The sequence below is a fragment of the Brevundimonas sp. genome, assembly GCF_035998205.1.
Classification (GTDB): Bacteria; Pseudomonadota; Alphaproteobacteria; order Caulobacterales; family Caulobacteraceae; genus Brevundimonas.
In genome coordinates this window covers 16,293-28,532 of the sequence record NZ_DASYHT010000002.1, presented here as the reverse complement: position 1 = coordinate 28,532, position 12,240 = coordinate 16,293, and the positions used below count along the sequence as shown (strand labels likewise).

Here is a 12,240-nt window from a genome sequence, read left to right as displayed (position 1 = left end):
CCAGTCGGCCAGGGCCGAGGCCTCGATGGCCGCGATCAGCTCCGGCGGGATCAGCGCAGTTCGACCGTCTTGCCGCCGGCGGTGATCCGCTCGGCGCGCATCTCGCGGGTCCCGTCACGACGCGGGTAGCCCTCGACCGTAACCGTCTGGCCGACCGCGATGTCGCCCTCGACGAGGCCGCGGGCCTGCATGCGCGAGACCGGCGCCAGCACCACGTCCCAGCGCTGGCCCTCGACGGCGATGACGATGGCCCCGTGCGGGCTGCCCCAGCTGGACTCCAGCACCGGGGCCGTCGGCCGCATCACGCGCTCGGCGTCGTAGGAGCTCCAGCCGTGGTGGGCGACGGCGGCGGTGGCGACGAGGGCGGCGGCGGCGAAGGCCAGAGCGGCCGGGCCGTGACGAAAGCGCATGCGAAACCTCCAGGATGTCCCTATGTGGCCAGACTACCCCGGCGAGGCCCCGCGACAAGGCGGCGCATCGCCGCCCTGCAAGGACCGCCGATGCCTGACCCGACCGCCCCGACCGCCCGCTGGAGTTTCGACGCCCAGGCCACCGCTGCCGACTTCGACCGCGGCGGTGCCGTGTTCGCCCTCGGCGACGGCTCGGTGCGCTTCGCCTCGGGCGAACGTCAGGACGCCCACGACGGGGCCGTGCTGTCGGCGGCGGTCCACCCGTCCGGCGACGGTCTCGTCACCGGCGGCGATGACGGCCGCATCGTCTGGAGCCGCCGCGACGGCCTGGAGGTGCTGGCCGAGGTCCCCGGCCGTTGGATCGACTCGGTGGCGACCGCGCCCGAGACCGGCCTGATCGCCGCCGCCGCCGGGCGCGGCCTCGTCGTGCTGGACGCCGCCGACCGCGCCTTCCGCCGCGACCACGCCGCCGAACGCACCCTCGCCGCCGTGGCCTTCGACCCCAAGGGCCGCCGCGTCGCCGCCGCCACCTATGGCGGGGCGCTGGTCTGGTTCGCCCGCATCGCCGGGCAGCGCCCGACGCTCTACAAGTGGGGCGGCTCACACACCGCCGTCGCCTGGTCGCCGGACGGCGCTTTCCTCATCACCGCCATGCAGGACAACCAGCTGCACGGCTGGCGGCTCAAGGACGTGCGCGACATGCGCATGGGCGGCTATCCGTCGAAGATCCGCAACCTGGCCTTCCTGTCGAAAGGCCAGCTGCTGGCCACGCCCGGGGCCCAGGGCGCGGTCCTGTGGCCCTTCGTCGGCGCCAACGGGCCGATGGGGCGCGAGGCCACCGAGATCGGCTTCGACCAGTCGGCCATGGTGGCGCTGGTCGCCGCCCGCCCCGCCCACGGCCGTCTCGTCGCCGGGCTGGACGACGGCCGCGTCTGGGTCGCCGACCCGGCCGCCCAGGGCCTCGACTTCGTCCGCGCCGACAAGGGCGCGGCCATCACCGCCCTGGCCCTGTCGCCCGACGGCCGCCAGGTCGCCTGGGCCGACGAGGACGGCGAGGCGGCGGTGGCGGAGATCAGCGTCTAGGACCGGCGCGCCGCCCACAGCAGGGCCGCGGTCACCGCGGCCACGAACAGCGCCCCCTCGGCCGCGCCGGTGACGGCCCGCGCCACCGTGCCGAAGCCCTCGTCGCCCAGCATCCGGCCCAGCGGCGCCAGCGACAGCCGCGCGCCCGGGAAGGCCTCGGCCAGCGCGGCGAGACTGCCGCCCAGCAGCCGCCCGCCCAGCAGGGCGACAGCGAGCCCGGCCAGCGCCCCCAGCCCGGCCGCCGCGCGGCGACCCAGCGCGAGGCCGAGCCCGACGGCGGCGCCGAGCAGCGCCCCCTCCCCGGCCCCGGTGATGTCGGTCGGCCCCCCGCCCAGCAGCAGGTGGAAGGCGTCCAGCCCCAGCAGCTCGACCACGCCGCCCAGAAGCGCCCCGCCGGCAGCCGCCCCGATCAGCCGGCGTCGCCCTTCCGGCCCGGGCAGACGCCGCGACAGCGCCACGCCCGCGCCGATCGCCCCGCCCCCGAGGGCGCCGAGGCTCAAGGTCAGCACGGTCATCACCAGCACGGTCGAGAGCGCGCCCGCGCCCGGGCTCGCCATCGCCAGCCCGTAGGCGAGGCCGCCCAGCGCCCCGGCCGCGCCGCCGCCGAGCGCACCCGCGAGGGGCCGGGCCAGACCGTCGGGCGCGGGCAAGGCCGCAACCGCGCGCGGCGCCTCCGCGCTCGCCTCGCCACGGGTCACCGGCGCGATGAAGCGATAGCCATGTCTGGGCGCGGTCTCGATCAGGCGCGGCCGCGCCGCCTCGTCCCCCAGCTCGCGCCGCAGGGTGCGGATGGCCTGGCTCAGGGCCTCGTCGGTGACCGGCACGCCGCGCCAGACCTCGTCGAGCAGACGCTCGCGCGACACCAGTCGTCCGCCTTCGCGCACCAGCAGCACCAGCACGTCGAGATAGCGACCGTTCAACGCCACGACCTCGCCGTCGCGGGTCAGGCGACGATCCTCGGGGTCCAGCTCGAAGCGGTCGAAGCGGTAGGGGGCCGGGTTCATCTTCAGGCGACGCGGATCAGACGTTGCGAGCCTGCCGCCGCGTCGCCGGCCGGCGCAACGGAAATCGGCGCGGCCGGACGATTTCAGCGAATCCTCAGACGCCGCTCAGGCCGCTCACCGGCGGGTCGGGCAGGCTTGCCCCGTTCTTCACTCCCGGAGCCCGCCATGTCCGCCACCCCTGCCCCGACCTCCTTCCCCCGCGTCGACCGCCTCCTGCGCGGCCTCGGCTGGGGCGGCGCCCTTGTCCTTTGGCTGCTGCCCTTCCTCGCCGCCCGCCTGACCCCGCAGATGAACTGGAGCCCGATGGACCACATCGCCTGGGGCGTCATGCTGCTCGTCGCGGCGGTCCTGTTCGAGACCAGCCTGCGGCTCAGCCGCAGCTTCGCCTACCGGCTCGCCTGCTGGATCGGCCTAGGCGCCGGCTTCCTGCTGGTCTGGGCCAACCTCGCCGTCGGCATCATCGGCAGCGAGGATGCGGCCATCAACAGCCTGCTCTTCGCTGTCCTCGTCGTGCCGCTGGTCGGCGCCTTCCTCGTCGACTTCCGCGCCCGGGGTCTCGCCCGGGTGATGGCCGCCACCGCCGCCGCCCAGATCGCCGTCGCCGTCCCGCCCCTGCTCGCCCGCGAGCCCGACGTGGTCTTCACCCTGCCCTGGCTCGCCGCCTGGCTGATCAGCGCCGCCCTGTTCCGCAAGGCGGCGCGGGCGGGGTAGCGCCCACGCCCTCAGTCGTAGTGGAAACGGCGCCAGCTGGGCTCCGTGATGACCGGTCGGGACGTGGGACGTCTCCCTTGGCGCGGCGGGACCGTCGGCTCGAACGAAACGGTGCTCCAGTCGACCTTTGAGGTATTGGCCGTGGTGAAGAGCTCGATCAGCTCCAGTGTCCCGCTGCTGTCCGGCCACAGAACACAGCCGACGGGATCAGCAAGACGGCCCACCCGGAACCACGCTACGCGCTCGTAGCAGTCAGGGCGGAGGACACCGGCCCCTTCCACGGTCGTGATGCAGCCGCGCCCGGAGTTGTAGCGCAGGGTGACTTCGGCAGACGTCAAACCTGGCCCGTCAGTCGAATAGGACGTCGGGCGCGCCGTCAGTTCGGTCAGAGCAGCGACTTCAAGCAGGGTAAAGCTGGGCCCTTGCTCAGGCTGAACGTTGAGCCCTCCTAGCCAGAGGCGAAGGCGGGATACCAGCTCCCAGCCTGCCCAGATCGCGAGGCCAAGACCTGCTGCCAGGTAAAGCAGATACCGTGCCGCGGGCCACGCGTTACCGAATGCAATGGCGGACCCCATCCACGCGGCGGGGATCAGGAAGACGCCCGCGAACAGCGCCAGCTTGCGCCAGCGCTGTCTCCGTGTCGGACGTCTGTCGAAGCGGTCCATGCCTCAAGTCTAGAGGCTCTGGCGCAACCGCCTAGAGGTTCAGCAGGGCCGGGTCGCCGCCCTGGGCGGCGATGTTGACGCTGATGGCCTTTTCGGCGGCGTAGCGGATCAGGCTGTGGGGGCCGCCGGCCTTGGGGCCGGTGCCGGAAAGGCCCTCGCCGCCGAACGGCTGAACCCCGACCACCGCGCCGGTGATGCCGCGGTTGACGTAGACGTTGCCGGCCGGGACGAGGCGCATGACCTCCTCGGCGAAAGCCTCGATGCGGCTGTGCACGCCCAGCGTCAGGCCATAGCCGCGCGCCGCCAGCCTGCCCGCGACGGTCTTCAGCTCGGCCGGGTCATAGCGGTGGATGTGCAGGATCGGGCCGAACACCTCGCGCTCGAGGAAGTCCGGCGTCGGGATCTCGGCGATGGTCGGGGCGAACAGGTCGCCCTTGCTGGCACCCGCCGGCAGGGTGGCGCGGGCGATGACCGTGGCCTCGCGTTCCAGCCGGGCGACATGGGCCTCCAGCGCCTGACGGCTCTCGGCGTCAATGACCGGGCCGATGTCGGTGGCCGGGTCGGCTGGATCGCCCAGCACCTGCACCGCCAGCGCCCCCTTCAGCCCCTCGATCAGGGCGTCCGCTGAGTCCTTCGGCACATACAGGACCCGCAGGGCCGAGCAGCGCTGCCCCGCGGACCCGAAGGCCGACAGGATCACATCATCGATGACCTGCTCGCGCAGGGCCGTGGTGTCGACGAACATGCCGTTCAGCCCGCCGGTCTCGGCAATGAAAGGGATGATCGGGCCGCGCCGGTCGGCGAGGGCGCGGTTGATGGCCCAGGCGGTCTCGGTGCCGCCGGTGAAGGCCACGCCGTCGATGGCCGGATGGCTGACCAGCGCCGCGCCCACCGTCTCGCCGCGCCCGGGCAGCAGGGCCAGCAGGTCGGCATCGAGCCCCGCCTTGTGGAACAGGCGGACGGCCTCGGCGGCGATCAGCGGCGTCTGCTCGGCCGGCTTGGCCAGCACCGCGTTGCCGGCGGCCAGGGCCGCGGCGATCTGGCCGGTGAAGATGGCCAGCGGGAAGTTCCAGGGGCTGATGCAGGCGAACACGCCGCGGCCGTGCAGGACGAGGGCGTTGGTCTCGCCGACCGGCCCCTTCAGGACCTGCTCGCCGCCGAAGTCGCGTTCGGCCAGCATCGCGTAGTAGCGGCAGAAGTCGGCGGCCTCGCGCACCTCGGCGACGCCGTCGTTCAGGGTCTTGCCCGCCTCGCGCGCCAGCAGGGCCACCAGCCGGTCGAGGTCGGCCTCCAGGGCGTCGGCCATGGCCCGCAGCACCGGCGCGCGGCCGACCCCGCCCTTGCGGTCCCAGCCGATCTGGGCCGCCGCCGCTCGCTCGGCCGCGGCGTCGACGTCGGCCGGGGTCGCCTCGGAGGCGTGGCCCAGCACCTGGGTCCGGTCGAACGGATTGGTCACCGGCCGGCTGTCGACCCCGGCCAGCAGCCGCCCGCCGACGATGGGCCCGGCGGTCAGCGTCTCGGCGTCGACCTTCGCCAGCGCCGCGTCGTGGGCCGCGCGTTCGGCGGCCTGGCTGTAGTCACGGCCGAGGGAGTTCTGGCGGTCGCCGTAGAGGTCGCGGGGCACGGGAATCCGGGGGTGGCGGTCGGGCTGGGCCTCGACCTGGGTGACGGGATCGGCGGCGACAGCGGCCGCGGGCACGCGCTCGTCCAGAAGGGCGTGGACGAAAGAGGAATTGGCGCCGTTCTCCAGCAGGCGCCGCACCAGATAGGGCAGCAGCTCCTCATGGCCGCCGACGGGCGCATAGGCCCGCACGGTGATGGACCGGCCGTCCGGGAAGGCCTCCGCCACGGCGTCATAGAGGGCCTCGCCCATGCCGTGCAGGCGCTGGAACTCGACCTTCACGCCCGAGCGGCGCGCCATGTGCTGGACCGCGGCCAAGGTGTGGGCGTTGTGGGTGGCGAACTGCGAATAGACGTGCGGCGCGCCGCGGATCAGCAGGTCGGCGCAGACGAGGTAGTTCAGGTCCGTCGCCGCCTTGGTGGTGAACACCGGATAGTCCGGCCGGCCCAGCACCTGGGCGCGCTTGATCTCGCTGTCCCAGTAGGCGCCCTTGACCAGCCGCACCATCAGCCGCCGGCCGCTGTCGCGGGCCAGCTCGACGATGCGCGCCACCGTCTCCGGCCCGCGCTTCTGATAGGCCTGCACGGCCAGGCCGAGGCCGTTCCAGCCGCCCAGCTCCGGCTCGCGCGCCAGCCGGTCCAGCAGCTTCAGCGACAGGGCCAGCCGGTCCGCCTCCTCGGCGTCCATGGTGAAGTTGATGTTGTGCTGGGCGGCGATCACCGCCAGGCGCTTGATCCGCGGATAGAGCTCCTCCCACACCCGCGCCTCATGGGTCGCCTCATAGCGCGGCGACAGGGCTGACAGCTTGACCGAGACGCCGTGCCCGCCCTCCGGGCCATAGCCGTCGGCGACCTGGCCGACCGCCTCGATGGCCACCGCATAGATGCGCTCGTAGCGTTCGGCGTCAGCCTCGGTGCGGGCCCCCTCGCCCAGCATGTCGAAGCTGCACAGCCAGCCTTCGCGCTCGGCCCGCTTCAGGGCGGCGTCGATGGTGCGGCCGACCACGAACTGCTCGCCCATGATGCGCACGGCCTGGGCCACGGCCTGACGGATCACCGGCTCGCCCAGCCGGCCGGCGACGCGCTTCAGGAAGCCGGGCAGGTCGCGCCGCGCGTCCTCATCGACATCGACCAGCTTGCCGGTCAGCATCAGCCCCCAGGTCGAGGCGTTGACGAACAGGCTGTCGGACTTGCCCAGGTGGCTGGCCCAGTCGGCCGAGCCGATCTTCTCGGCGATCAGCCGGTCGCGGGTATCGTCGTCCGGGGTGCGCAGCAGGGCCTCGGCCAGGCACATCAGGGCCAGCCCCTCGCGGGTGCCGAGACTGAACTCCTGCAGGAAGCTTTCGACGACGCCCTGGCGCTGCGGGCTCCGGCGCGCGCGCTCGACAAGATCGGTCGCGGCGGCCACCACCTCCGCCCGCTCGGCGGCGTCCAGCGGCAGGGCGGCGCGATTGCGCGCCACCACCGCGCGCTCATCCTCATGCTTGCCCCGGTCAAGCTCGTCCCAGGCGACGAAGGCGGAAGGCGACGGGACGGCGTTCATGGGGCGCACCTGTGTGTATCGCCGCCAGATAATCCCGGCTACGCCAAAGGTGCTTCGTATGTTAGCTGACCAGACCGAAGATCCTTCGGCCAGAGGGCGAAATTCCGATGATCGAGATTGACGCCGTCGACCGCCGCCTCCTGCGGGTGCTGCAGTCGGACGCCCGCATCTCCAACGCCGAGCTGGCGCGGCGCTGCAACCTGTCCGCCGCCGCCTGCTTCGAGCGGGTCCGGCGGCTGCGCGAGCGCGGGGTGATCACCGGCTACGCCGCCATGGTCGATCCCGCCCTCGTCGGCCGGGATCTGCTGATCTTCGTCGAGGTGCTGCTGGACCGGACCACCGGCGATCTGTTCGAGGCCTTCGCCGAGGCCGTGCGCCGCCAGCCCGAGGTGCTGGAGTGCCATATGGTGGCCGGCGGCTTCGACTATCTGATCAAGGCCCGGGTGGCCGACATGGATGCCTACCGGGCGTTTCTCGGCGACGTGCTGGTGAGAATGCCGGGCGTGCGCGAGACCCGCACCTACGCCGTGCTGGAAGAGGTCAAGTCGACCACGGTCCTGCCCCTGTGACGCCGTCTCGCCTTCGCCCGCCGGATTGTCTAGAAGATCGAGTCCTTGAAACGGCAGGGTCCGCCAAGCGCATGCGCATCGTTCTGGCCACCGATGCCTGGGAGCCCCAGGTCAATGGCGTCGTCCGCACCCTGACCCGCACGGTCGCGGAATGCCGCGCCATGGGCCATGAGGTCGAGGTCATCGAGCCGAGCCAGTTCAAGACGATCCCGGCGCCGACCTATCCCGAGATCAAGCTGGCGCTCGGCGCCGAGGAAGAGATCCGCGAGCGGCTCCGGGCGCTCGAGCCGGAGGCGGTGCACATCGCCACCGAGGGACCGATCGGCATCGCCACGCGGCGCATCTGCGTCGAGTGGAAGCTGCCCTTCACCACCAGCTACCACACCAAGTTTCCCGAGTACGTCTCGGCCCGGTTCCCGATCCCGGTGCAGGTCGGCTACGCCTACATGAAGTGGTTCCACAAGCCGTCCGGCCGGCTGATGGTGGCGACGCCGACCCTCAAGAAGGAGCTCGAGGCGCACGGCTTCAAGAACATCTCGCCCTGGTCGCGCGGGGTGGACACCGAGCTGTTCCGCCCGGACCTCGAGCCGATCTACGACAGCCTCGGCGGCAAGGACTGGCCGCGCCCCTTCTGGCTGAACGTCGGCCGGGTGGCGGTGGAGAAGAACATCGAGGCCTTCCTCGAGCTCGACCTGCCGGGCACCAAGATCGTCGTCGGCGACGGCCCGGCGCGCGCCGATCTGGAGGCGCGCTTCCCTGCCGCGAAGTTCATGGGGGCCCGCTTCGGCGAGGAGCTGGCGCGGTGCTTCCGCGACGCCGACGTCTTCGTCTTCCCCAGCTGGACCGACACCTTCGGCCTCGTGATCCTCGAATCCATGGCGACCGGCACGCCGGTGGCGGCCTATCCGGCGCATGGCCCGATCGACCTGATCCCCGGCTCGAACGCCGGGGCCATCGACGATGACCTCCGGGCCGCCTGCATGAAGGCGCTGGAGTGCGACCGCGGCGCGACCCGCGCCTATGCCGAGAAGTTCAGCTGGCGCGCCTCGGCGGAAGAGTTCGTGCACAACCTCCAGCCCTATCCCGAGCCGGAGCGCGGCCGCTTCTGGCGCCGTCTGCGACGTCTCGCCCGGGTGCGCGGCCGCGCCGCCTGAGGCGACGCGAGACACCTCCGTCACACAACCCGGCTAGGCCATCGGCTCCCCTGAGCTTGGAGCCTCGCCCATGACCCGCCCGATCCGCGCCGGCCTGCGCCTGTCCGCCGCCGTGCTGGCCCTGACCCTCGCCGCTCCCGCGCTCGCCCAGAGCCAGCAGGCGGCGGCGGGAGGGGACGACGACGCGTACTTCGCCGCCGGGCGCGCGGCGCTGGCGCAGCGTCTGGCGGTGCGCCCGATCGAGGGCCGCGCCCGCAACGTCATCCTGTTCATCGGCGACGGCATGGGCATCTCGACCCTCACCGCCGCCCGGCTGCACGGGGCCGACCAGGCCGGGCGCTCCGGCGAGAACGTCCCGCTGGCCTTGGACGGCCTGCCACATACCGCCCTCGTCCAGACCTATACCCACGATTCCATGGTGGCGGACTCGGCCGCCACGGCCACGGCGATGGTCGCCGGGATCAAGACGCGGAACGGTGTCCTCAACGTTGCGGCCAGCGCGCCCGCCCGGGACTGCGCCGCCGCCCTCGCCGCGCCGGTCGACACCCTGTTCGCCCGGGCAGAGCGCGCCGGTCTGTCGACCGGCGTGGTCACCACCGCCCGCGTCACCCACGCCACCCCGGCGGCCGCCTTCGCCCACAGTCCGGACCGTAACTGGGAGAGCGACCGCCAGCTGCCCGCGGCCGCGGCCGCGGCCGGCTGCCGCGACATCGCCCGGCAGATGATCGAATGGCCCCATGGCGACGGCCTCGACGTCGTGCTGGGCGGCGGCCGGGCCTACTTCACCCCCGAAGGCCAACCTGATCCGGAGACGCCGTCGCGCAGCGGCCTCCGCCGCGACGGCCGCGACCTGATCGCCGAGTGGCGCGCCACTAACCCGTCGGGCGCCTTTGTCATGGACCAGGCCGGATTCGACGCCGTCGACCCGGCCCGCACGCCGCGCCTGCTCGGCCTCTTCGAGCCGGACCACATGCGCTACGCCCACGACCGCGAGAACGAACCGTCTCTGGCGGAGATGACGCGCAAGGCCATCGACGTTCTGGCGGCCCGCGGACAGGGCTATGTGCTGATGGTCGAGGGCGCGCGCATCGACCACGCCCACCATCTCGGCCAGGCTGGCGCCGCCCTGAACGACACCCTGGCGTTCGACGCCGCCATCCGCGCCGCCCTCGAAGCCGTGGACCTGAACGACACCCTGGTGATCGTCACCGCCGACCACAGCCACAATCTGACGCTCACCGGCTATTCGCCCCGGGGCGCCCCCGTCCTGGGGCTGGTGAGCGACCGCGAGGGCGCGCCGGTGCGCCTGCCTGACGGTAAGCCGGCGACGGTGCTCAGCTACGCCAACGGCCCGGGCGGAGCCATGGGCCCGCGCGCCGACCTGTCAGACGCTCATGTGGACGATCCGGCGTTCGTGCATCCCGCCCTGGCGCCCCTGCCTTCCGCCGCCCACGGCGGCGAGGACGTGGCGGTGCTGGCCGCAGGGCCGTGGGCGCACCTGTTCGGCGGGGTGATCGAGCAGCAGGTGATCTATCACGTCATGGCCCACGCCCTCGGCATGGGTCAGGTCGAGGACTGAGCCGACAGGCCCGCCCCGGGCATCCCGGGGCGGGCGTCGCGCTTTACTCCGGGCGGGCCATGGCCGTGCCGGCCTGGGCGATCTGGCGCTGACGGGCCAGTTCCTCCGGCTGCAGCGGGATCAGGCCGCGGTCTTCCAGATAGCCGCCGCGGCCGGCCGAGGCGTCCGAGACGAACTCGTTGACGAACTCCTGCAGGCCCGGGATCACCCCGATGTGCGCCTTCTTCACATAGATGAAGAGGCTGCGCGCCAGCGGGTAGGAGCCGTCGGCGATGGTCTCGACCGAGGGGGCCACGCCGTCGATGGTCTCGGCCTTCACCGCGTCGCGGTTCTGCTCGAGGAAGGAATAACCGAACACGCCGACCGCCCCCGGGGTGCGGGTCAGGGTCTGCAGAATGGCATTGTCATTCTCGCCGGCGTCAATCCACAGGCCGTCCTCGCGCAGGGTGTGCGAGACGGCCTCGAAGCGGTCCTCGTCCGACGCCTTGAGCGCGGCCAGCTCCGGCAGGCGCTCGGCGCCGGGCGCCATGCCCAGCTCGAGGAAGGCGTCGCGGGTGCCCGAGGTCGGCGGCGGGCCATAGACCTGGATGCGCTGGGCCGGCAGGGCGGGATTGATCTGGCTCCACTGGGTCGCCGGGTTGGCGGCGATGGCGCCGTTGACCGGCACCTCCTTGGCCAGGGCCAGATACATGTCCTGCAGGCGCAGGTCGAACGAGGCCCCGTCGCGCGCGGTGGCCACGACGATGCCGTCATAGCCGATCTGCAGCTCGATGATCTCGGTGACGCCGTTCCGGGCGCACATGTCGAACTCGGACGCCGTCATGCGGCGCGAGGCGTTGGCCACGTCCGGCGTGGCCGGACCGACGCCCTGACAGAAGGCCTGGATGCCGCCGCCGGTGCCCAGCGCCTCGACCCGCGGGGTGGCGCCGCCCTGGCTGCGCGAGAAGGTCTCGGCCACCCGGGTGGTGAAAGGGAAGACGGTCGAGGAGCCGGCGGCCCAGACGCCGTTCCGGGTCTGGCCGGCCCCGCCGGTGTCGCCACAGGCGGCGAGCGCGAGGGTGCAAAGCGCCGCGCCGGCGGCGAGCAGGGTGCGGGTCATCGAAAAAACTCCGTCAGCTGTCAGATCGCCCGCTTAGAGCAGACGTTTGCGCATGGCTTGTGACAGCAGGTCGATCAGCGTCACGGCGATGACGACGACGATCACCACCGCCGACACCGCGCTGAAGTTGAAGGCGTTCATGCGGTCGAACAGGACCTGGCCGATGCCGCCGGCCCCGATCAGGCCCAGCACCGTGGCCGAACGGCTGTTCGACTCGAAGCGGTAGAGGGCGAAGCTCGTCCACAGCGGCGCCACCTGCGGGATCACGCCCCAGACGATCTCCTGCAGGCGCGAGCCGCCGGTGGCGCGCACGCCCTCGACCGGCCCCTTGTCGATCGACTCGACCGCCTCCGAGAACAGCTTGGCCAGCACCCCGGCGGTGTTGAGCGTGATCGCCAGCACCCCGGCCAGCGGGCCGAGGCCCACCGCCACCACGAACAGCAGCCCCATCACCAGATCCGGGACTGAACGCAGCAGGTTCATCACCCAGCGCACCGGCTGAACCAGCCAGACCGGGGCGATGTTGCGGGCGGCGGCCAGCCCCATCGGAATGCCGAGAAAGACGGCCAGGAAGGTGCCCCACAGGGCGATCTGGATCGTCTCCCACATCTTCTCGACGAACAGGCGCCAGTCGCTGAAGTCCGGGCGCAGCAGGTCGGCGGCGAAGGTCTGGATGTTGGCCGAGTTGGTCACCAGCCGGCTCAGGTTGCCGAGGTCCACGGCCTCGACGCTCCAGGCCAGCAGCACGGCCACGCCGCCCCAGATGAGGATGTCCATGGCCCAGGCGACAAGGCCGCGGCGCG

At 72.4% G+C, this 12,240-nt stretch carries 11 protein-coding genes; 5 read left to right on the top strand and 6 right to left on the bottom strand.

Annotated elements, in window-relative coordinates:
- Nucleotides 1-50: 50 nt before the first annotated feature.
- Complete coding sequence (locus VGN74_RS00210; RefSeq protein WP_327445345.1) at nt 51-410, bottom strand: DUF6152 family protein; 360 nt, start codon at nt 408-410, stop codon at nt 51-53.
- Nucleotides 411-500: 90 nt separating this feature from the next.
- Here VGN74_RS00210 and VGN74_RS00205 point away from each other — a divergent pair, with 90 nt between their 5' ends.
- Entirely contained in the window at nt 501-1,493 is a 993-nt protein-coding gene (locus tag VGN74_RS00205) for a WD40 repeat domain-containing protein (protein WP_327445344.1), read from the top strand.
- On the opposite strand, the gene VGN74_RS00200 is transcribed toward VGN74_RS00205, so the two are convergent.
- The gene (locus VGN74_RS00200) at nt 1,490-2,497 is read right to left on the bottom strand and encodes a transcriptional regulator (RefSeq protein ID WP_327445343.1); all 1,008 of its coding nucleotides are present in this window, start codon (nt 2,495-2,497) and stop codon (nt 1,490-1,492) included. The two genes, VGN74_RS00205 and VGN74_RS00200, sit on opposite strands and share 4 nt — an antisense overlap.
- Before the next feature lie 165 nt (nt 2,498-2,662).
- Here VGN74_RS00200 and VGN74_RS00195 point away from each other — a divergent pair, with 165 nt between their 5' ends.
- On the top strand, nt 2,663-3,208 hold the full coding sequence (locus VGN74_RS00195; RefSeq protein ID WP_327445342.1) for a hypothetical protein: 546 nt from the start codon (nt 2,663-2,665) through the stop codon (nt 3,206-3,208).
- A gap of 11 nt (nt 3,209-3,219) precedes the next feature.
- On the opposite strand, the gene VGN74_RS00190 is transcribed toward VGN74_RS00195, so the two are convergent.
- A complete protein-coding gene (locus VGN74_RS00190) occupies nt 3,220-3,873 on the bottom strand; it encodes a hypothetical protein (protein WP_327445341.1) in 654 nt (217 codons plus the stop codon).
- 31 nt (nt 3,874-3,904) lie between these two features.
- Nucleotides 3,905-7,036 (bottom strand): bifunctional proline dehydrogenase/L-glutamate gamma-semialdehyde dehydrogenase PutA, encoded by a 3,132-nt coding sequence (gene putA, locus VGN74_RS00185; protein ID WP_327445340.1) that lies wholly within the window; start codon nt 7,034-7,036, stop codon nt 3,905-3,907.
- Nucleotides 7,037-7,143: 107 nt separating this feature from the next.
- Here putA and VGN74_RS00180 point away from each other — a divergent pair, with 107 nt between their 5' ends.
- From VGN74_RS00180 to VGN74_RS00170, 3 genes are all read left to right on the top strand, one after another.
- Nucleotides 7,144-7,605, top strand: a complete 462-nt coding sequence (locus VGN74_RS00180) for an Lrp/AsnC ligand binding domain-containing protein (RefSeq protein ID WP_327445339.1) — start codon at nt 7,144-7,146, stop codon at nt 7,603-7,605.
- 71 nt (nt 7,606-7,676) lie between these two features.
- A complete protein-coding gene (locus tag VGN74_RS00175; protein WP_327445338.1) occupies nt 7,677-8,759 on the top strand; it encodes a glycosyltransferase family 1 protein in 1,083 nt (360 codons plus the stop codon).
- 70 nt (nt 8,760-8,829) lie between these two features.
- Nucleotides 8,830-10,338: an alkaline phosphatase gene (locus tag VGN74_RS00170; protein ID WP_327445337.1), complete on the top strand. Its 1,509-nt coding sequence runs from the start codon at nt 8,830-8,832 to the stop codon at nt 10,336-10,338.
- Nucleotides 10,339-10,381: 43 nt separating this feature from the next.
- Here the strand turns inward: VGN74_RS00170 and VGN74_RS00165 are convergent, their stop codons facing one another.
- Together VGN74_RS00165 and phnE are read right to left on the bottom strand one after the other, a co-directional pair.
- Nucleotides 10,382-11,437: a substrate-binding domain-containing protein gene (locus tag VGN74_RS00165; protein ID WP_327445336.1), complete on the bottom strand. Its 1,056-nt coding sequence runs from the start codon at nt 11,435-11,437 to the stop codon at nt 10,382-10,384.
- Nucleotides 11,438-11,470: 33 nt separating this feature from the next.
- Nucleotides 11,471-12,214, bottom strand: a complete 744-nt coding sequence (gene phnE, locus VGN74_RS00160; protein WP_327445649.1) for a phosphonate ABC transporter, permease protein PhnE — start codon at nt 12,212-12,214, stop codon at nt 11,471-11,473.
- Between the last annotated feature and the right edge of the window lie 26 nt (nt 12,215-12,240).